18 protein-coding genes and 1 tRNA gene are annotated in these 18,045 nt (G+C 44.2%); 4 read left to right on the forward strand and 15 right to left on the reverse strand.

Going from position 1 to position 18,045, the window contains the following annotated elements; all coding sequences use genetic code 11:
• Positions 1-6 precede the first annotated feature (6 nt).
• A complete protein-coding gene (locus L4B77_RS03505) occupies positions 7-687 on the reverse strand; it encodes a hypothetical protein (RefSeq protein WP_429748517.1) in 681 nt (226 codons plus the stop codon).
• Between the two features lie 237 nt (positions 688-924).
• Between L4B77_RS03505 and L4B77_RS03510 the strand changes: the two genes are divergently transcribed.
• The 3 genes from L4B77_RS03510 (at position 925) to L4B77_RS03520 (ending at position 5,450) form a co-directional block, all read left to right on the forward strand.
• Complete coding sequence (locus tag L4B77_RS03510) at positions 925-3,321, forward strand: YgiQ family radical SAM protein (RefSeq protein ID WP_429748519.1); 2,397 nt, start codon at positions 925-927, stop codon at positions 3,319-3,321.
• 228 nt (positions 3,322-3,549) lie between these two features.
• Positions 3,550-4,494 (forward strand): 1-aminocyclopropane-1-carboxylate deaminase/D-cysteine desulfhydrase, encoded by a 945-nt coding sequence (locus L4B77_RS03515; RefSeq protein ID WP_429748521.1) that lies wholly within the window; start codon positions 3,550-3,552, stop codon positions 4,492-4,494.
• Between the two features lie 218 nt (positions 4,495-4,712).
• A complete protein-coding gene (locus L4B77_RS03520; protein ID WP_429748523.1) occupies positions 4,713-5,450 on the forward strand; it encodes a dienelactone hydrolase family protein in 738 nt (245 codons plus the stop codon).
• Positions 5,451-5,604: 154 nt separating this feature from the next.
• On the opposite strand, the gene L4B77_RS03525 is transcribed toward L4B77_RS03520, so the two are convergent.
• The 3 genes from L4B77_RS03525 to L4B77_RS03535 all read right to left on the reverse strand — a co-directional run bounded on the left by L4B77_RS03525 (position 5,605) and on the right by L4B77_RS03535 (position 8,761).
• Positions 5,605-5,695, reverse strand: a tRNA-Ser gene (locus L4B77_RS03525).
• 162 nt (positions 5,696-5,857) lie between these two features.
• Positions 5,858-6,307, reverse strand: a complete 450-nt coding sequence (locus L4B77_RS03530; protein ID WP_429748525.1) for an L-alanine exporter AlaE — start codon at positions 6,305-6,307, stop codon at positions 5,858-5,860.
• A 249-nt stretch (positions 6,308-6,556) separates the two neighbouring features.
• Complete coding sequence (locus tag L4B77_RS03535) at positions 6,557-8,761, reverse strand: hybrid sensor histidine kinase/response regulator (protein WP_489686494.1); 2,205 nt, start codon at positions 8,759-8,761, stop codon at positions 6,557-6,559.
• A gap of 136 nt (positions 8,762-8,897) precedes the next feature.
• On the opposite strand from L4B77_RS03535, the gene L4B77_RS03540 reads away from it, so the two are divergent.
• Positions 8,898-9,467 (forward strand): UPF0149 family protein, encoded by a 570-nt coding sequence (locus L4B77_RS03540; RefSeq protein ID WP_261837559.1) that lies wholly within the window; start codon positions 8,898-8,900, stop codon positions 9,465-9,467.
• 72 nt (positions 9,468-9,539) lie between these two features.
• Here the strand turns inward: L4B77_RS03540 and L4B77_RS03545 are convergent, their stop codons facing one another.
• The 11 genes from L4B77_RS03545 to cydX all read right to left on the reverse strand — a co-directional run bounded on the left by L4B77_RS03545 (position 9,540) and on the right by cydX (position 18,021).
• A complete protein-coding gene (locus tag L4B77_RS03545; protein ID WP_261837560.1) occupies positions 9,540-10,571 on the reverse strand; it encodes a potassium channel family protein in 1,032 nt (343 codons plus the stop codon).
• A gap of 194 nt (positions 10,572-10,765) precedes the next feature.
• Positions 10,766-11,827, reverse strand: coding sequence for a quinolinate synthase NadA (gene nadA, locus L4B77_RS03550; RefSeq protein WP_261837561.1), 1,062 nt, complete (start codon positions 11,825-11,827; stop codon positions 10,766-10,768).
• Positions 11,828-11,970: 143 nt separating this feature from the next.
• The gene (ybgF, locus tag L4B77_RS03555; RefSeq protein WP_429748528.1) at positions 11,971-12,753 is read right to left on the reverse strand and encodes a tol-pal system protein YbgF; all 783 of its coding nucleotides are present in this window, start codon (positions 12,751-12,753) and stop codon (positions 11,971-11,973) included.
• A gap of 33 nt (positions 12,754-12,786) precedes the next feature.
• Entirely contained in the window at positions 12,787-13,329 is a 543-nt protein-coding gene (gene pal / locus L4B77_RS03560) for a peptidoglycan-associated lipoprotein Pal (protein ID WP_429748530.1), read from the reverse strand.
• 112 nt (positions 13,330-13,441) lie between these two features.
• Positions 13,442-14,794, reverse strand: a complete 1,353-nt coding sequence (gene tolB / locus L4B77_RS03565; RefSeq protein ID WP_261837564.1) for a Tol-Pal system beta propeller repeat protein TolB — start codon at positions 14,792-14,794, stop codon at positions 13,442-13,444.
• Positions 14,795-14,806: 12 nt separating this feature from the next.
• Entirely contained in the window at positions 14,807-15,877 is a 1,071-nt protein-coding gene (tolA, locus tag L4B77_RS03570) for a cell envelope integrity protein TolA (RefSeq protein WP_429748533.1), read from the reverse strand.
• Positions 15,878-15,890: 13 nt separating this feature from the next.
• Positions 15,891-16,334 carry a protein TolR gene (tolR, locus tag L4B77_RS03575; RefSeq protein ID WP_261837566.1) on the reverse strand — a complete coding sequence of 148 codons (444 nt, stop codon included), beginning with the start codon at positions 16,332-16,334 and terminating at the stop codon, positions 15,891-15,893.
• 3 nt (positions 16,335-16,337) lie between these two features.
• Positions 16,338-17,021: a protein TolQ gene (gene tolQ, locus L4B77_RS03580; protein WP_429748535.1), complete on the reverse strand. Its 684-nt coding sequence runs from the start codon at positions 17,019-17,021 to the stop codon at positions 16,338-16,340.
• Positions 17,011-17,448 carry a tol-pal system-associated acyl-CoA thioesterase gene (gene ybgC, locus L4B77_RS03585; RefSeq protein WP_372040073.1) on the reverse strand — a complete coding sequence of 146 codons (438 nt, stop codon included), beginning with the start codon at positions 17,446-17,448 and terminating at the stop codon, positions 17,011-17,013. The genes tolQ and ybgC overlap by 11 nt, the downstream gene beginning before the upstream one ends.
• A 170-nt stretch (positions 17,449-17,618) precedes the next feature.
• Positions 17,619-17,921 (reverse strand): cyd operon protein YbgE, encoded by a 303-nt coding sequence (ybgE, locus tag L4B77_RS03590; RefSeq protein WP_372040075.1) that lies wholly within the window; start codon positions 17,919-17,921, stop codon positions 17,619-17,621.
• Positions 17,914-18,021 (reverse strand): cytochrome bd-I oxidase subunit CydX, encoded by a 108-nt coding sequence (gene cydX / locus L4B77_RS03595; protein ID WP_000270284.1) that lies wholly within the window; start codon positions 18,019-18,021, stop codon positions 17,914-17,916. The genes ybgE and cydX overlap by 8 nt, the downstream gene beginning before the upstream one ends.
• Between the last annotated feature and the right edge of the window lie 24 nt (positions 18,022-18,045).

Consider the following 18,045-nt stretch of genomic DNA (forward strand, 5'->3'; position numbering starts at 1 on the left):
GAGTGATTAAAGTGCCCAAACTGGCGTTAAACCAACGACTGCCGCCAATAACATCAGCAACGAAATCGTCAACTGTAATTTTTCAGGCGTTTTAACGAACAATAAATGCCAACACCACACCACGATAGACGAGATCAACAAAGCAAAACTAAATAACAATGTTGAAATCACCGGTTCCAGTTGTGCCTCAGGCAGTGAATAAACATTGATCACGGTGGCTAGCACCACCAGCATGCCACTGAGTATACCCACAACAGGGAGAACACGATGAAAGGCTTGTAAGCGCGTTCTTGCAATTGTCAGCAGAAGATGGCTGAACACTGAGCCCAACAATACCACGAGTAACAAGGTCGTGATCATACCAACCGTGGTTGCTTGTTCTGTTGCTTGGATAGCTACGTATGACAGCGCTAAACCACAAGCTAGATACATCACCCAAATGGGGCCAGCGTCGCGTGTTTTGTTAGTTTGAACTTGAGAATAGAAATAGAAGATTGCAAATACGATCAGAAAAGCTTCGATCTTAAGAGAAGATACGGCGAGCCACAGTACGCCAATCGCGGGTAACATTTTGTGAATGCGGCCACGTTGACCTGGGCAAATGTCCCCCTTCACTAAGATTAAAGTTAACATCAGTTGAGCTCCCAATAACATCGGAGCAAATTGCATTAGTAACGTTTCGACCATTATGGATCTACTTATTCAGAGATATTTTCGCGAATAATATCAAAATCTGCCCTGAACACTAATCAAAATCGCAAATTAGCGGCGTCATTCATGGCTTCAACTCGGCTTTTGTATAGCGATTTTATCCGTAAGATCACCCAAACGTCGAAAGACATCAGTACGAGCAGGGGCATGTTCTACTGGCTAGTCTAGCTTCATGCCGCTATAATTCCCGCCTCAAAAATCAGAGGTTGAAATATGTACAGCGATATCACTCCTATTCACGAACACAAAAAATACTGGGCCGAGTGTTACGGAACAGCACCCTTTCTGCCGACCAGTAGAAAGGAGATGGATGCGCTTGGATGGGATAGCTGTGACATTATTATTGTAACGGGCGATGCCTATGTCGATCACCCGAGCTTTGGTATGGCGATCATCGGCCGTCTGCTTGAAGCTCAAGGTTTCCGCGTGGGCATTATTGCTCAACCAAAGTGGGACAATAAAGATGCCTTCATGAAGCTAGGTAAACCTAACCTATTCTTCGGCATCACAGCGGGTAACATGGACTCCATGATCAACCGCTACACCTCTGATCGAAAATTACGTCACGATGATGCTTACACACCGAACAATGAAGGTGGCAAGCGTCCTGACCGTGCAACTCTGGTTTATTCTCAACGTTGTCGTGAAGCTTACAAAGGCACGCCAATCGTACTTGGTGGTATTGAGGCGAGTTTGCGTCGTGTGGCTCACTACGACTACTGGTCGGATAAAGTTCGTCGCTCTGTATTGTTTGATGCAAAAGCGGACATTCTTCTTTTTGGTAACGCTGAGCGTGCACTGGTTGAAGTGGCACACCGCATTGCCGATGGCGAAGACATGTCTACGCTGACCGATATTCGTGGTACTGCTATCAATCTCCCTGCGGCCCCTGAAGGCTTCAAGATCATTGACTCTTCTCGTATCGAAAAGCCGAATAAAGCGTACGTTCCGGTAAACCCATACGAAGTTGAAACCCAGTGTGATACCAAGAAAGACGAAAAAGAAGAAGTAAAAGCGCAACCTATTACTATTCGCCCTTCTCGTCACGATGCAAAAACAACAGCGGTGCGTATTCCAGGTTACGAAAAGCTAAACAATGACCGTATTCTTTACGCTCACGCTAGCCGTATTCTGCACCTTGAGACAAACCCGTACTCAGGTCGTGCTCTGATTCAACGTCACGGTGATCGCGAGCTTTGGGTTAACCAAGCGCCCATTCCATTGACTACAGAAGAGATGGATTACGTGTTTGGCCTTGCTTACAAGCGTGTTCCGCACCCAATGTACGGCAAAGCGAAAATCCCGGCATACGACATGATCAAAACCTCGGTGAACATCATGCGTGGTTGTTTTGGTGGTTGCTCTTTCTGCTCAATCACAGAGCACGAAGGTCGTATCATTCAGAACCGTTCGAAAGAATCCATCTTGGATGAAATCGAAGAGATTAAAGATAAAGTACCGGGCTTCACAGGCACCATTTCTGACTTGGGCGGCCCAACGGCGAACATGTACCGGTTAGGTTGTTCTGATCCAAAAGCTGAAATTAACTGTCGTCGTCCATCGTGTGTGTTCCCGAAAATCTGTGAAAAGCTAAACACAGACCATCAACACACCATCGACCTGTACCGCTCTGCGAGAAAAGTGCCGGGCGTTAAGAAGATCATGATCGCTTCTGGTGTACGTTACGACTTAGCGATTGAATCTCCAGAATACGTTCGTGAGCTTGTGACTCACCACGTGGGTGGTTACTTGAAGATTGCTCCAGAGCATACTGAAAAAGGCCCACTGGATCTGATGATGAAACCGGGCATGGGCACTTACGATCGTTTCAAAGAGATGTTCGAGAAGTACAGCGCTGAAGCCGGTAAAAAGCAGTACCTAATTCCTTACTTCATCTCTGCTCACCCGGGCACAGAAGATGAAGACATGCTTAACCTTGCAATGTGGCTAAAAAAGCACAACTACGAGTGTGACCAAGTACAAAACTTCTACCCATCGCCAATGTGTAATGCCACGTCGATGTACTACTCAGAGACTAACCCTCTGAAACGCGTGAAATATAAGAAGCGTGAAGATGTTCCTGTACCAAAAGGTGATCGTCAACGTCGTCTGCATAAAGCACTGCTTCGTTATCACGATCCTGAAAACTGGAAACTCATCCGTGAAGCGCTGATCAACATGGGCAAACAGCACTTGATTGGCGACAAAGCAAACTGCCTAGTACCCGCAGAAGACTTTGATGCACAAACTCCAGCACAACGTCGTAAATCTGGTCGTCACGGCTCACAGCGCTTTGCGACGAAACACAGTAAGTCGCAGCCAGGTCTGGGTGGCGAAAGCCCACGTAACCATAAACCCGGTGGCAACAAGCCTAAACCGGGCGGTAAGAAGCCAACGGGTAGCCAAGGTAACGGCAATCAGGGCAACGGAAAGCAGCACGGTAATGGTAACGCGGATAAACCAACGACTGGCTTCATTAAGAAAGGTAGTCAGCAATCGCAAGGTAATGGCGGCGGAAACGGTAAACCAAACCGTAACAAAGCGGGCAACGGCCAAGGTGGCAAACCTGCGAGTAACGGTAAAAACCGCCAGCGTGCAGCACAGCGTTAATCTGTGTTCGTTCCAGTAAAAACACAAAGCGCAGCATCTCGCTGCGCTTTTTCCTATTCTGCACCTTTATCTCTCTCACGAAAAAGCCAATAGACTCGTAGTACCAAGTTCAATATTCAACGAAAACTTGATTTAGTTGGTTTACAGCGCTTGCAGGCTACTGGATACTTGTGCGTCCTATTTGATATGAAAATGCTGGCTCTTAAGTCAGCATTTTATATAAGTGCGATGAAACTAAATAATAGCCCTGTAACTCAGCATCAATATAACGACCACACCTTTTTCTTAAAGCGTGACGACCAGCTTCACTCTCATTTTTGTGGCAACAAAGCCAGAAAGTTTATGAAGCTACTGGAAGACGAGTACCCAAACACCACCACTCTAATCAGCTATGGTTCCGCTCAAGCTAACTCATTGTTCTCGCTCGCTGCACTGGCAAAAATTAAAGGCTGGACGCTTGAATTTTACGTCGACCACCTACCCCAATGGTTACAAGAACGCCCAATAGGCAACTACCGTGGTGCCATCGATCTTGGGGCTAAGGTCATTTCAGTCAAAGAAATCGGCTCTGAGCTTCATCCACAAGCGTATATTGAACAAGTAAGACAGCCCAACTCTCAATGCATTGTATTACCTGAAGGTGGACGTTCTCAGCTTTCTGAATATGGTGTGAAACAACTGGCGATGGAAATACTCGGCTGGACACGTTTCCAAAACAAGAACGATTTCGTGGTGGCTCTACCAGCAGGCACCGGCAGTACCGCTCTGTATCTGCACAAACATTTAAAAGTTCACGACATCCCGGTATTGACCTGTGCGTGTGTGGGTGGCAGTGACTACCTAACGCAACAATTTAATGAACTGGGTGAAACCGATCACCCACATATCTTACCGCTTAACGCCAAGCACCACTTTGGTAAACTGTATCAACAGGACTATCAAACTTGGTTGGATCTGCAAGAGCAAACCGACATTGAATTTGACCTACTTTATGATCCATTGATGTGGCAATGCTTAGAACAGTGGCAACAAGACAACCCAGATAAAACCATCATCTACATCCATCAAGGTGGCATCTTAGGTAATGAGTCGATGTTGCCACGCTATCAACGTAAGTACCCAGAACTTCGAAATAGCCACGCCAGTAATAACGCTGCTAACACAACTTGGTAGTAATCCGTTCTTTTCTACTCTAAAACCCCGCATCTCTGAGAACTGAGAATTTCTTAGCGCATAATGAATAGCCATCGCCCTTATCTCGATGGCTGTTTATCAGCGATTCCCCCTCTTGCTATCACACATTTCAAGTAAACAACAGAAACCTGGCGAGGATCATCACGTTATCTATACTTTCATATTGGAACGTCAATAGTCACCGAAAGGAAGAACGCATGCGAAAACTCACAACGCTCGGCCTGTTTTCAGTTTTACTGCCCTTCTCTGCGATTTCAGGGGAAAACGTCACTTACCAAGTTGATGGGATGGATTACGAAGGTTATTGGAGTGAAGCCAGTGATCAAGCGCCTTTGGTGCTGCTAATACACGATTGGGATGGCTTAACCGATTACGAAAAGAAACGCTCTGAGATGCTCAACGAACTCGGTTACAACGTATTCGCCATCGATCTATTCGGTAAAGGCATTCGCCCGACGGAGGTGAAAGACAAAAAGCAACACACCGGTGAGCTGTATAAAGACAGAGAGAAAATGCGTGCGCTGCTTAACGCAGGAGCAATGGAAGCTAAACGACTTGGGGGTAACTTAGATAACAACGTGATGATGGGTTACTGCTTTGGCGGAGCCGCCGTACTGGAAGCCGCTCGCGCCGGTATTCCATCGAAAGCTTATGTGACCTTTCATGGTGGTTTATCAACACCCAAAGGGCAAAACTATTCTCAAACCAAAGCGCCCGTTGTTGTATTCCACGGAACGGCTGACGCCATGATCTCTATGCAAGACTTTGGCAACCTCGCAGCTCAACTTGAAGCGACCAAAGTTCCGCATGAAATGATCACTTATAGTGGTGCGCCACATGCCTTTACCGTATTTGGCTCAAACAATTATCAACAACAAGCTGACCAAAAGTCTTGGGAACGCTTTACTCAGTTGTTAAAAACCACCACCAGATAAAAGATTCTTTATCTTCGATGTTATGCGCACGGGCCATATTTTGATAACGCATTAAGCTATCCCAGTACACCGATATAAAAGCGGGGCATTGAACAATGCTAGGAGTTTGGCTAAAACGAGAAAACCCCAGCATTTCTGCTAGGGTTCTGAATAGTGGTGGAAGGATGGGGATTTGAACCCCAGATACGCTATAAACGTATACTCGCTTTCCAGGCGAGCGCCTTAAGCCACTCAGCCATCCTTCCACAAATTGTGTGTTGAGCTTGTCACTCAACGAGGCGCTACTTTATTGATTATGCTTGCTTTGGTCAAGAGGCATTATCAAAAAAAGTGCCTTTTTCAGTTTGTTCGATTACAAATTAACTCATTAGATCAAAAACAAACCAAATTTTATTCTATCGCTATACTTAAGCTTGCTGATAATAGCCGGGCACTCGAAACCATTTACGACACATGTCGAGAAAGTAACCGTACAGTACGCCCATACCACAAGAGATAACCGCATTACTGGTTACAGCCGTAACGATCTGGTCGCCTGAAGCACCAACCGCCCACAGAATACCGATATAGACAGGTGACTGAAACAACACGTAAGCCATAAGATCGGACAAATTTTTCATCAATGAACTTTGCGAAAGCTTTGCACCGTTGCGCAAGAACCAATCACGAAAGACACCATAAGACCAAGCAATAGCAATGTTGACCGGAATAGATAATGTTCGAGAAGCAAGAGATTGCTCAAACGTCATACCCGAAATAAACACTTCTACGATCATGCCCGAAATAAAACAAAAAACGACCATAGCTACGGTATCCGCCAATGCGTTTCGAATACAAAATGGACCACGAGTTTTCATTGATGCCTAACCCAAAATATATCACTAACCAATTAGCGACTCGGTAACATATAACTGAGGCATTCTCACGCCTCACCAGATAATGTCACCATTAAACCACAACATAAGTAGTCATACATTCCAAATTAAAATTCAAGTGGTAAGTTTACAACCAAAAACCCAATTAAAAACAGTCACTATCACCAAAAAAACACATAGAGGTCAAACATTAAACAATTCACCCTTTTTATTTAGTAATTAAACAACATCTTAGTCGTGTTTATCCTCTTTCGAGATCTTCGTTTCATGATACTGATAGAGTTTATTCGAATAGCGAAATAATGCATCATCGAGCTCACGCTCATCAATTGGTTTAGCAATAATGTAATCAACGCCGGCACCGAGCAAACGCTCACGAGTCTCTTTAAAAACATCAGCAGTACAACCAAATATCAATATTGATGAAACATCGCCAAGTAAAGCGCGAATCGCGGTGGTTGATTCAACGCCATCCATCACCGGCATATGGTTGTCCATCAACACTAAATCAAAGTGCTCAGCGACGATAGCTTGTATCGCTCGCTCACCATTTTCGACGCTTTTACACACAAACCCTTTACTGCTCATGAAAGTTTCCATGATGACAGTGTTGGTTCGGTTATCCTCAGCAATCAACACTTTTAGGCCAGAATAATCCTGCTTTTTATGCGGTAAGGTCTCTATCTTACCCGGCTGACATGGCAGTATCTTTAATTGAACAATGAAGCTGGTACCTATCCCTTCTTCACTGCTCACGGTAATGCTCCCATTCATGAGCTGAGCGATCTTTTTAACGATGGCTAAACCTAACCCTGTACCGCCAAACCGTCTTGTCGTCGAAGATTCCGCTTGTTCAAAAGGTTTAAAAATGCGTTTTTGGGCTTCTCTAGAGATACCAATTCCGGTGTCACGAACCTTAATGCGAAGGTAAGTATTGTCATCTTCTACCACCTCCTTAAAGTAAACCTCGACAAAACCTCTAGCGGTAAACTTCACTGCGTTGTTCAACAAATTGAACAAGATTTGACGCAAGCGTGCTTTGTCTGAGAAGTACCAACGGCCAGAGGGGACCTCGGAGTAGACTTTGAATTGAAGCCCTTTCTCAGAAGACAGTGTGTAGTAAATACTATTAATACTGCCAATAATCGAATCAAGCGGAAATCGAGTTTCATCGAGATCAAGTCTGCCCTGCTCGATTTTTGAATAGTCCAAGATTTCATTGAGCAATGTCATCATATGATCGCCAGATTCATACAAACTCTTGAGATGCTTCTCTTGCTCAATGTTTAAAGGGGTTTTTAGTAGGATTTGAGCGGTACCCAGAACCCCATTCATTGGGGTACGAATTTCATGTGATAAAGTCGCTAAAAACGCTGTTTTCGCATTAGTTGACGCTTGAGCTTTGACTTTTTCCGCTTCCAAATAGATCGTCTTTTCATTAAACGTTTTGATCAGATGGCCAATTTCATCATCACTCGAATAATCGACATCAATAATATCCCCAGCTCGAGAACCATCAATTTTTGCCGCGATGGTTGTAATCGGACTGATCAAATAACGATTAAGTAAGTAGTAACCCGCCATCACGCATAACAATAAAAGTGGGACAATACCGCCTTCAATACTCATTACCTGGCGAAATACCTCATCGGATACCAGTGACTTTGAGTTGACGACATCAACTTGCCAACCAAAATCGCCAAATTGATTATTGCTGATGTATATCCCTTCAACGAGATTGAAGTTATATGAAATCAACACTTGATTGAACTTATCTCGCAGTACGATACCTAGATCATACTCTTCAGCATGATTCTTAATAAAGCCCAATAACTCTTCAAGAGAAAGGTCCACGGTCACCACACCCGCGAAAGTTCCGTCGTCATAATAAGGCGAAGAGGCGGTGATCATTCTAACGTGCGTGTAGGGATCGATATACACCCCACTCCACTCGACGTCGCCTCGAGCTTGGTTCGCGGCAGCGATGTACCAACTTTCTTGGTGATAAGGTACATTTTTGGGGTTGTTGTAAGAAAAAATCTGATCAATTTTGCCATCGTCAGCTTTATTGAAAAAATAGCTGTTGAGAAGCTTATTGGAGTCCAGTGAATAAGGTTCCGGCCAAATACCAACACTGACGATCATATCATCACTTGCCGCCAACATAGACTTGCATAGCGGAGTAACGTCATCGCCATGACTATGCGCCTGAGCAAGACCCACTAAACCATCAACAAAACCTTTCGAACTGTTGAACGGCTCGGTAATCAATGCAGACAACAGTTGTGTACGTAAGTCTATATTCTGTTGCAGTTTGTCGCGTACAGGGGACTCGACAACGTAATAAGTCACACTGCCGATGATGGCAATAAACGTCGCGAGGTATAAACCAAGCGCTACCATGCTTTTTTTCTTTAAAGACGATCGTATCTGCATAATTTATTGTTGTTTTCTTTTCTATTGAACTGAATTTTTATCATTAATGATATCAAGCCTTTTTAGATTGAAGCTTGATTGGTGCAAGTTCATTGGTACTATAAGCGCAAATATATTCCCTTTACGGTACCTCACTTTGACTTTACAAGATATTCTTGCGCTTCCAGAGTTGGAAGGAAAACTAATTACAGAACACAAAACCATGGGATTTGTCACTGCAATGGCAGCAGCCCCTAATGTGTTAACCCCTCATGAGTGGTTACCCTTCCTTTGGGGGGGAGAACACGTTGCTCCGTTTACTGATGGTGAGCAACTTGAAAACTACATTGAAGTTATCATCACACTTTGGAATAAAACTCGTCCCGAACTGATTGAAGGTACTTGGGCTTGGCCTGAAGCTTGCCAATTAGACGATGAAGAAGTCGTCAACTCGGCCGCTCGCGATTTTTGCGAAGGCTTACTTCAAGGTTGGCAGGTTACCCGTGACGACTGGGAAACCTTAATGCCTGAAGAGACTGAAGATAACGCTCTTATTGGAGGCGTACTCCTTTCATTGAGCATGCTTTTTGACCCTGAGACCTCAATTGCGACATTGGCAGAGCAAGGCATTGAAGGACTTGAGCAATTTGAAGAAATCTTTAACGCGGTTCCTGTGATGCTATGTGGCTTAACTCAGCGCGGTATCGCATTGGCCGAAGCGCAATAAACACCGTCCAAATGTTTAGAATAATAAGGCCTCTCAGAGGCCTTATTGATTCACACGAATCCAATCACCTTTCTACAAGTCTTTCCAATCGAAGTCATCAATCCTCTCATCGGCAATATAAAACAACTTAGTACCGCTAGTGACCACTTGATCCAGTTCTGGATTCAGTTCAATACCACGACCTGAATCGATTGCGATCAACGTAGCTTGATACTTCTCTTTAAACGCGGAAAAGATTGGTGCAACGGTGACACTCTCTGCATCTTTGGGGTAATACGTCGAATATTGGGTCATCCCCCTTGTCGAACTCAGCAACTCTTGATGAAGGGCACTTGACCCCGGATCAACTGCCGCTTTCGCCAGCATTTCAGCGCCAACAGCTGGAATGCATTCGGAGTTAGGACAATGCTTATTCAGTAAATCACTCAATGCTTCATCTTTAAAATACACCAAAAGATGCGCCTGGGGATTTCGGCTCGCGCAATAAAGAGCTGCAGATAATGTGATGTCATCTTCAGGAGTATCAATCAGGATGCAACTTGCGGACTCAATGCCCGCCTTTTCCATCTCTTGACCGTCAGTGTAGCTGTTTACTTTGACGAAATTAATTTCGCCAGGTAACGGATTCTCAATATCAGCGCGACAGCACAAAACGATCGGTCGTCTGCCCGTTTCTTCATGTTGCAACATACGAATGAGATGAATGGTTCTTTGCTCATTCCAACCAAGCATCAAAATATGGTTATCCACTCTTATTCTCCTTTTCCCTAGCAAGCCAGCTCGCCAATATTCAACGCCTTCTGTGGCAACTTTACCAAGCAACGCAGCAAAAAGACTGAGTCCACCGGGGATAACAAACAGAATAACAATCCATCGACCGGCTTCGCTCGTAGGTGCTAAATCACCATAACCAACCGTAGAAGCCGTCACAACTAAATAGTAAGCGAACGTGGTGAACGAACTCGTTAAGTGCGTTTCACCCGCCAAATACAATGTCGACCATGAAATAAACACATAGCCTAGGAGAGTAAACAGTAAGTTTTTGCCATTCAGAACAAAGACATTCGCTTTGACCCAACGTTTGAGTTGTAACCAGATTATCATTCAAGCCTCTAATTATTGTCTCTTAGACAAATGCTAGAAAAAATCCAAGATGTCAACAAGGTATATCTTCCATAAGGACATATAATCACAACATAGATATCACGACCTATGTTTAGATATAAAAAAACCAGCGACAGGCTGGTTTCTCTATTAGTGTTCAAAGCACGGCTAGCAAAAAAAGCACAACCACTTGATTAAGCATTGCCTTTCACTTGCAAATTAAGCTGTTCTGCAAAATCGAGCATACGGTTCAATGGGATAAGAGACTTTACACGTAACTCATCAGAAACGAATATCTCGTGCTCATCACCACCATGTTCAAGTGCTTTTTCAATCGCTTGTAGACCATTCATCGCCATCCAAGGGCAGTGTGCACAGCTACGGCACGTTGCACCAGCACCCGCGGTAGGTGCTTCAATCAATTCTTTTTCAGGAACCAATTGCTGCATTTTGAAGAATATGCCCTTATCTGTCGCAACAATCATCTGAGGATGTGGCAACTCTTTCGCTTTCTTGATCAGTTGGCTTGTTGAGCCGACAGCGTCAGCCAGTTCAACCACACTTGCTGGGGATTCTGGGTGCACCAAAATAGCCGCTTCTGGGTATACCGATTTCATTTTCTTCAAAGCATCAGCTGAAAACTCATCATGTACAATACACTCGCCTTGCCAAAGCAACATATCGGCACCGGTTTGGTTCGCAATGTAAGAACCGAGGTGACGATCTGGGCCCCAAATAATAGATTTTCCTTCCGCGTCTAAGCTCTCAACGATTTCTAACGCGATGCTCGACGTCACAACCCAGTCTGCACGAGCTTTAACAGCCGCTGATGTGTTGGCGTATACAACCACTGTATGATCAGGATGAGCGTCACAAAACTCTGTAAATTTATCAGCAGGGCAGCCTAAGTCGAGAGAACATTCAGCTTCCAACGTTGGCATTAGGATGCGCTTTTCCGGAGTAAGAATCTTTGCAGATTCGCCCATAAAACGAACGCCAGCGATGATTAAAGTACTTGCTGAGTGACGGTTACCGAATTTAGCCATTTCTAATGAATCGCCAACGAAACCACCGGTGTCTTCAGCCAGAGCCTGAATTTCAGGGTCTGTGTAGTAATGTGCAATTAGAACTGCATCTTTCTCTTGAAGCAGTTTTTTAATGTTTGCGATGTGAGCCTGTTTCTGAGCATCGCTCAATGGAACTGGCTTAGGCGGAAACGGATAAACTGTATCGATTTTATCTAGTATATGGCTCATTGCTTTTACTCTACGCAACTTCTTCCGAGGATTAGAGTATTCTACACAGGACAGCGATTGGGATCAAAGACGATCGGTTTTAAGTAGGTAAGACTCAGCTGTAAAGCAGATAAAAAAGAGGCGCCTGAGCACCCCTATTGTTATTACAAGTGGGTTTTAGCCACTTTTGCCGAAGCGCTGTTTGGATGTTCGGTGACAACTTGTTGGTAATATTTCTTAGCTTGCGCTGCGTTATTGTTACGCATAGCAATATCACCAAGCTTAACCAGGGCATCTGCTCGTTTGTTCGAGTCTTTATACGACACAACAGCGGCAAAACTCTTCACAGCTTCTTTGTCTTGTTTCTTAGCGAAATAAAGCTGTCCTAACCAATAATGTGAATTAGGGGTAAAGGTAGAGTCTGGAAAGTCTTTTTGAAACTTTTTGAATGCTTCGATAGCACCTTTATAGTCTCGCTGCTTTAGAATCATATCCACAGCGTTTTGATAAGCCGTTTGCTCATCGACATCAGTACTGAACGTACCAGAAGCACTTTTAGAGTCCTCACTCGCGGCCACTGCGACTGTTGCCGTTTCTGCGGCTTTCACCTCACCTCTGATACGATCCAGTTCAATGAACAATTCACGTTGGCGCTCTAGCGTTTGCTTCATATCGTAGCTATTTCGTTCTAGCTCACCACGAAGTTCACTGATTTCTTGTGTCATATCGTCGATTTGCTGCTGCATTTTAAGCTGAACAAGGTTTCGATTTTGAAGCAGCCGCTCTAGACGCTCAATATCTGATTCGCTAGATGCTGATCGAGTGGAAGATGACGAATGAGTTGCGGTGCTATTGAGATCGGATACTGGAGCTGGTGCAGCGAACGAGACGTTCGCTGCACTCGCCAGTAACGAAAGCAAAATCACTCGCTTTGTGTTACTGAACATGAGGTAATTCCTCAACTATATAGTCTACTAAAATTAGTAAACAAGTACTGCACGACGGTTTTTAGCGTACACATCTTCAGATTGACCTAAAAGAAGTGGCTTCTCTTCACCGTAGCTTACGATAGAAATTTGGTCGGCTTGAACACCTAAAGCTTCTAGGTATTTCGCTACAGCTTGTGCACGACGCTCGCCAAGTGCGATGTTGTACTCAGGTGTACCGCGCTCATCAGCGTGACCTTCAATTGTCACTTTCATGTCAGCATTATTGCTTAGGTAAGCAGCGTGAGCAGCTAGAACTTCTTCATAATCGCTAGCGATAGTTGAGTTATCGAATGCAAAGTAGATGGTTTGAGTTTCGCGTAGCGCTTGCTCTTTAAGCTCTTGCTCCGACAGTTGACCATTTGCGTCAATTGGCGTTACAACCGTTGTATCTACATTACCTTCTGTACCTGACGTTGTTTGGTTGCTTTCAGTACCAGGTGTTGCAAATGTTGCTTCATCAGTTGAGCTACATGCCGTTACTGCCATCACTGGTAGTGCAATCATCAAGCCTTTAAGAACTTTGTTAAGTTGCATCTTTTTTTCCTTACGTTATCAAACTTAGTTTCTATAGCCCGCTAAGTGCTATAGATAGTTAATTGCCACAATAGTAAACACTATCAATGACTAATAAAATGTGAAGCGCTCGCTATAAAAACGGTGACCATGATGGCGCTCTTACACGTCCGTTGGTCGCCGGTAATCTAGCTTTAAAACGACCATCAATGGAAACCATCGATAATACGTTTGTTTTATTGTAAATGGAGCTATAGATAACCATACCTCCATTAGGTGCGATGCTAGGAGATTCATCTAACAGTGTTTTAGTGAGCACCTGAACCGCACCGGTTTCCAAATCTTGCTTAGCTAAGTTAAAGCCTGAATTACTGCGATTCACCATGATCAGGAATCGACCGTCAGGAGTGATTTGACCACCTAAATTTTGACTGCCTTGCCAAGTAATACGAGACGTCGCTTTATTGGACAAATTTACATTATAAATCTGAGGTTTACCACCACGATCCGATGTAAAAATAAGAGACTTGCCATCTGGATGCCAAAACGGTTCGGTATTATTCGAACGACCGTGGGTAATTTGAGTCAGCTTACGGCTTGCTAAATCAAGCGTGTATACCTGAAGACTGCCTGTTTTCGATAATACCAATGCCAATGTTTTACCATCTGGCGAGAATCTTGGCGCACCATTATGACGAGGGTATGACGTCACCTTTTCACGTTTGCCCGTGTAGATATTCATGATGAATATTTCAGCTTGGCCATTTTGAAAGCTTACATAAGCGATTTTTTTACCATCAGGCGACCATGCGGGTGACATAAGAGGCTGCTTAGAACGAAGAACCAGGCGCTCGTTGAAGCCATCATAGTCCGCAACACGAAGTTGGTATGGGTACTTATCTTTATCGTTCACTACCACGTAAGAAATACGAGTAAGAAACGCACCTTTCTCCCCCGTGAGCTGTTCATAGACTAAGTCAGAAATACGGTGCGCATACTCTCTCAAGCGTTTACCTGGAACCGTCGCTTTCTTATTGAACAAGACGTGGTCTTTAGAGAGTACCAATTGGCCTTCATCGCTTAGTGCACGGCTTTGTCCTTTAGTCAGTTGACCACGAACAATGTCGATCAATTGGTAATTGACCACATACTGCCCTTCGGCGTTCTTAGTGATGGTTCCGGTTAGCAATGAATCAACGCCTAGGTTCGTCCAAGCATCAAAATCCACCTCAGCTTCGCTGTAAGGCGTCTGAGGCATTTTGCTTATCGCAACTGGACTGAATTTACCACTGCGTTGTAAATCAGAAGCAATCACTGCGGATACATCGTGTGGCAATGGCTCTGCACCTTCCCAACGGAAAGGCACAATCGCGATAGGTCGTGCCGAGTTAATACCGTCTGTAATAACCAGCTCCAGTGCTGCATGTGCAAACTGGCTGCTTGTCGCTATTAAGAAAACAAAACTCAGTAATAGTTTCTTTAACACAAGTTCGTCCTTTTACTCTGGTGATACCGTTAAGTTAATGTTTTTTAGTGATGTCACAATGTCGGGGTCTTTAGGTAAGGGGTAAGACTGTACCTGTGCCACGGCACGCTTCGTTGCTGCGCATAAACGACTATCGCCATCCAAAATACTCAAACTGCCCAAAATTGCGTTAGAGCCCGTTGGAATCAGTTTCAGGTTCACTCGGCATGAGCGCCCTCGAAAGCTGTCCTCTAACAATAAATTTTGCTGAATAAGTTGGGTATAAATAGCACCATAACGCTGCACTTCATCACCAATAAATTTTTGCCTTGCTGAAGAGTTTTGAGTCGCTTCCGTTTCAAGCCCAGCAAAGATGTCGTTCAACGCTGCCTCTTGCTGTTTACGCTCTTTTTCGGCCCTTGCTGCTGCCTCTTTCGCCTTACGAGCTTTCTCGGCTGCGGCGGCCGCTTCTTTCTCTTTTGCTATACGCTGCTTTTCTGCGCGTTCAGCGGCCTCTTTTTGCTTGCGCGCTTTATCGGCAGCCTCTTTCGCAGCCTTTTCCTTTGCTACGCGCTCTTGTTCCGCTTTAGCGATTGCCGCAACTTTAGCTTTACGCGCACTCTCGGCTTTGGCTAACTCAGCTTCTTTCTGTTTACGAGCAGCTTCTGCTTTCGCGGCTTTGTTTTTCTCTTGCTGTACACGCGCCTCTTCAGCTTTACGTTGTTGCTCTTTTTGAATTCGACGTTGTTCAGCTTCACGCGCCGCTTTGGCTTCTTTGGCTTGTTTCTCTTTCAATTTGCGGATGTTTTCTTCTTCCGCTTTACGGTTCTTTTCAAGCCGTTCACTTTCACGACGTAACTTATCTAACCGTTCTTGCTCTTTCTTACTCGCCGCTTCTCTTTGCTGACGGATCTGCTGAGCTTGCTGACGAACTAACTGAGGGTCAATCACAACAGCCTGAACCATTTGACCGGTTGGCTTTTTAGGTTCTGACATCGTGAAATCCGCTCCCCAAATAAGAGCGACGAATAGAATGACATGCAGCCCGATTGAAATTAGAAGCGGCGTTTTCAAACTCTTTGATTTTGTATTATTCGCTTTCATGAATGCTACGGAGCTATTCCCTTATATCCGTTAAAAGGCCAACCTTAGGCACGCCTGCACGGCTTAATTCATCAAGTAATAAAACCACTTTGGCATAAGGCGTTGCGGCATCACCACCAACGGCGACTGGCGAGTTTGGTTTTAAAGACAATTCAGCTTTCACCCGAACGATAATCTCTTCAAGTGACAGGCCATGTTGAACTTCTTCATTATTAACACTCAAGCCAAGTTCACCATCTTTATTCACTTCAACAATAATAAAGCTCGCGTTATCATCGCCCAATAACTCTTGTGCTGATTTCGCGGTTGAGGCTTTTGGCAATTCAACATCAACACCTTGAGTCACAAACGGTGACGTCACCATAAATATGATCAGTAAAACCAACATAACGTCGATGTAAGGTACAACGTTAATCTCTGCGGTCATTTTGCGTTTTTTAGGTTGGTATCCTGCCATCTATTATTCCCTGCCAGCCATCGCTTGACGGTGAAGAATACTGTGGAACTCTTCTGAGAAAGTCGCATAGTTGTGTTCGAGCTTACCGACTCGACTACTAAAGCGGTTGTACGCCATTACCGCTGGGATAGCAGCAAACAAACCCATTGCAGTTGCAATCAGTGCTTCTGCAATACCAGGAGCAACCATGGCTAATGTCGCTTGCTTAACTTGCCCTAGGGCTATGAATGAGTGCATGATGCCCCAAACCGTACCAAACAGGCCGATGTATGGGCTTATAGAACCCACTGTCGCTAAAAAAGGCAAACTGGTTTCGAGTTCATCAACTTCACGAGCAACGGCTACACGCATTGCACGGCCAGTACCTTCCATAATAAAGTCCGGAGAGGTTGCATTTGATTTTCTAAGACGAGCGAACTCAGTAAAGCCTGCGTAGAAAATCTCTTCGGTACCAGAAAGCTCCTCTTTTCGCTTATTGCTCTCTTGATACAGTTTTGCAAGGTCAATACCTGACCAAAACTTATCTTCAAACACATCCGTTTGTTTAGAAGCTTGTGAAAGCACTTTGCTTCTTTTAATGATCATTGCCCAAGAAACGACAGACATGCCCATAAGAATTAGCATGACCATTTTAACTAGCAAACTAGCTTCTAAAATTAGGCCTAAAATTGAGATTTCAGCAGTCACTATGCGTTAGCTCCGTAATAATAAATGTTGGCATTGCCGTTGGCTTCATTTTTTGATTATCGATACATGCTACCTTAACCATTGCTTTACACAATGCTTTGCCATCAGGATTTACGATCTCTTGACAGAAGACCAAGGTCGCTCGCTTCAACTCGTAAATGTTTGTAATAACTTGTAAACGATCATCAAGACGTGCGCCTTGAATAAAATCAATATCAATATGTCGAACGACAAAACCGATGTTCTTTTCGAGTAACAAGTGTTGAGAAACACCTACCGAGCGTAACATCTCCGTTCGAGCACGTTCAAAAAACTTGAGGTAATTGGAATGATACACAAGCCCACCAGCATCGGTATCTTCGTAATAGACAGTTACTGGCCACGTAAACGTTTTAGATAATCCCTGCAAATTGATACCACATCCCAAAATGATAAAGGTCTTACTATAACCTAACTCCTTATCTTAAGTCGTATATCGCGGTTAATTTTTTGAATTTAGAGACAAAAAAAAGGCCATCTGTATAAGATGACCTCTTTTTGACTAAAAACCCTACGACGATAACGGTTTACTTTGTAATAAACCCAAAACCTTACCTTTTAGATAAAGCGCAACGCCGTTAAGTAGAGCAAAATCGTGAGTGACACGTATGGGCTAAACAGCAATTGCCATACCCAAGCTCTGGGCTTAAACCCAATACCATAAACCATGCTCGAGCATACTGCCCAAATAAACATAGGTCCAATAATCGAGTTAAAGCCACCAATGCTTGTCGCATACGCATCAGGATCCCACATAACTAAACTTACGTGCACAAAACCCAATATTAGGGATAAAACTCTCAATAGAGTCTTATCCATGGGTTGATGCAGCTTAGCCACTTGCTCTGCGAGGTTATTCACTGTCTTTGTCCATCATTTCTGAATGCTCAAGCCATAGAGCATTGATGATGCCGAATGCACATGCTAGAAGTACACCCAAAATCCATGCGAAATACCACATAAAATTTCTCCTAAGTTATTTAAC

The sequence above is a fragment of the Vibrio minamisatsumaniensis genome (genome assembly GCF_050337445.1).
GTDB classification, from domain to species: domain Bacteria; phylum Pseudomonadota; class Gammaproteobacteria; order Enterobacterales; family Vibrionaceae; genus Vibrio; species Vibrio artabrorum.

Coding starts and splice junctions, on each gene's coding strand:
- L4B77_RS03505 (WP_429748517.1), bottom strand. CDS start 687: ATGGTCGAAACGTTACTAATGCAATTTGCTCCGATGTTATTGGGAGCT.
- L4B77_RS03510 (WP_429748519.1), top strand. CDS start 925: ATGTACAGCGATATCACTCCTATTCACGAACACAAAAAATACTGGGCC.
- L4B77_RS03515 (WP_429748521.1), top strand. CDS start 3,550: ATGAAACTAAATAATAGCCCTGTAACTCAGCATCAATATAACGACCAC.
- L4B77_RS03520 (WP_429748523.1), top strand. CDS start 4,713: ATGCGAAAACTCACAACGCTCGGCCTGTTTTCAGTTTTACTGCCCTTC.
- L4B77_RS03530 (WP_429748525.1), bottom strand. CDS start 6,307: ATGAAAACTCGTGGTCCATTTTGTATTCGAAACGCATTGGCGGATACC.
- L4B77_RS03535 (WP_489686494.1), bottom strand. CDS start 8,761: ATGCAGATACGATCGTCTTTAAAGAAAAAAAGCATGGTAGCGCTTGGT.
- L4B77_RS03545 (WP_261837560.1), bottom strand. CDS start 10,571: ATGATAATCTGGTTACAACTCAAACGTTGGGTCAAAGCGAATGTCTTT.
- nadA (WP_261837561.1), bottom strand. CDS start 11,827: ATGAGCCATATACTAGATAAAATCGATACAGTTTATCCGTTTCCGCCT.
- ybgF (WP_429748528.1), bottom strand. CDS start 12,753: ATGTTCAGTAACACAAAGCGAGTGATTTTGCTTTCGTTACTGGCGAGT.
- pal (WP_429748530.1), bottom strand. CDS start 13,329: ATGCAACTTAACAAAGTTCTTAAAGGCTTGATGATTGCACTACCAGTG.
- tolA (WP_429748533.1), bottom strand. CDS start 15,877: ATGAAAGCGAATAATACAAAATCAAAGAGTTTGAAAACGCCGCTTCTA.
- tolR (WP_261837566.1), bottom strand. CDS start 16,334: ATGGCAGGATACCAACCTAAAAAACGCAAAATGACCGCAGAGATTAAC.
- cydX (WP_000270284.1), bottom strand. CDS start 18,021: ATGTGGTATTTCGCATGGATTTTGGGTGTACTTCTAGCATGTGCATTC.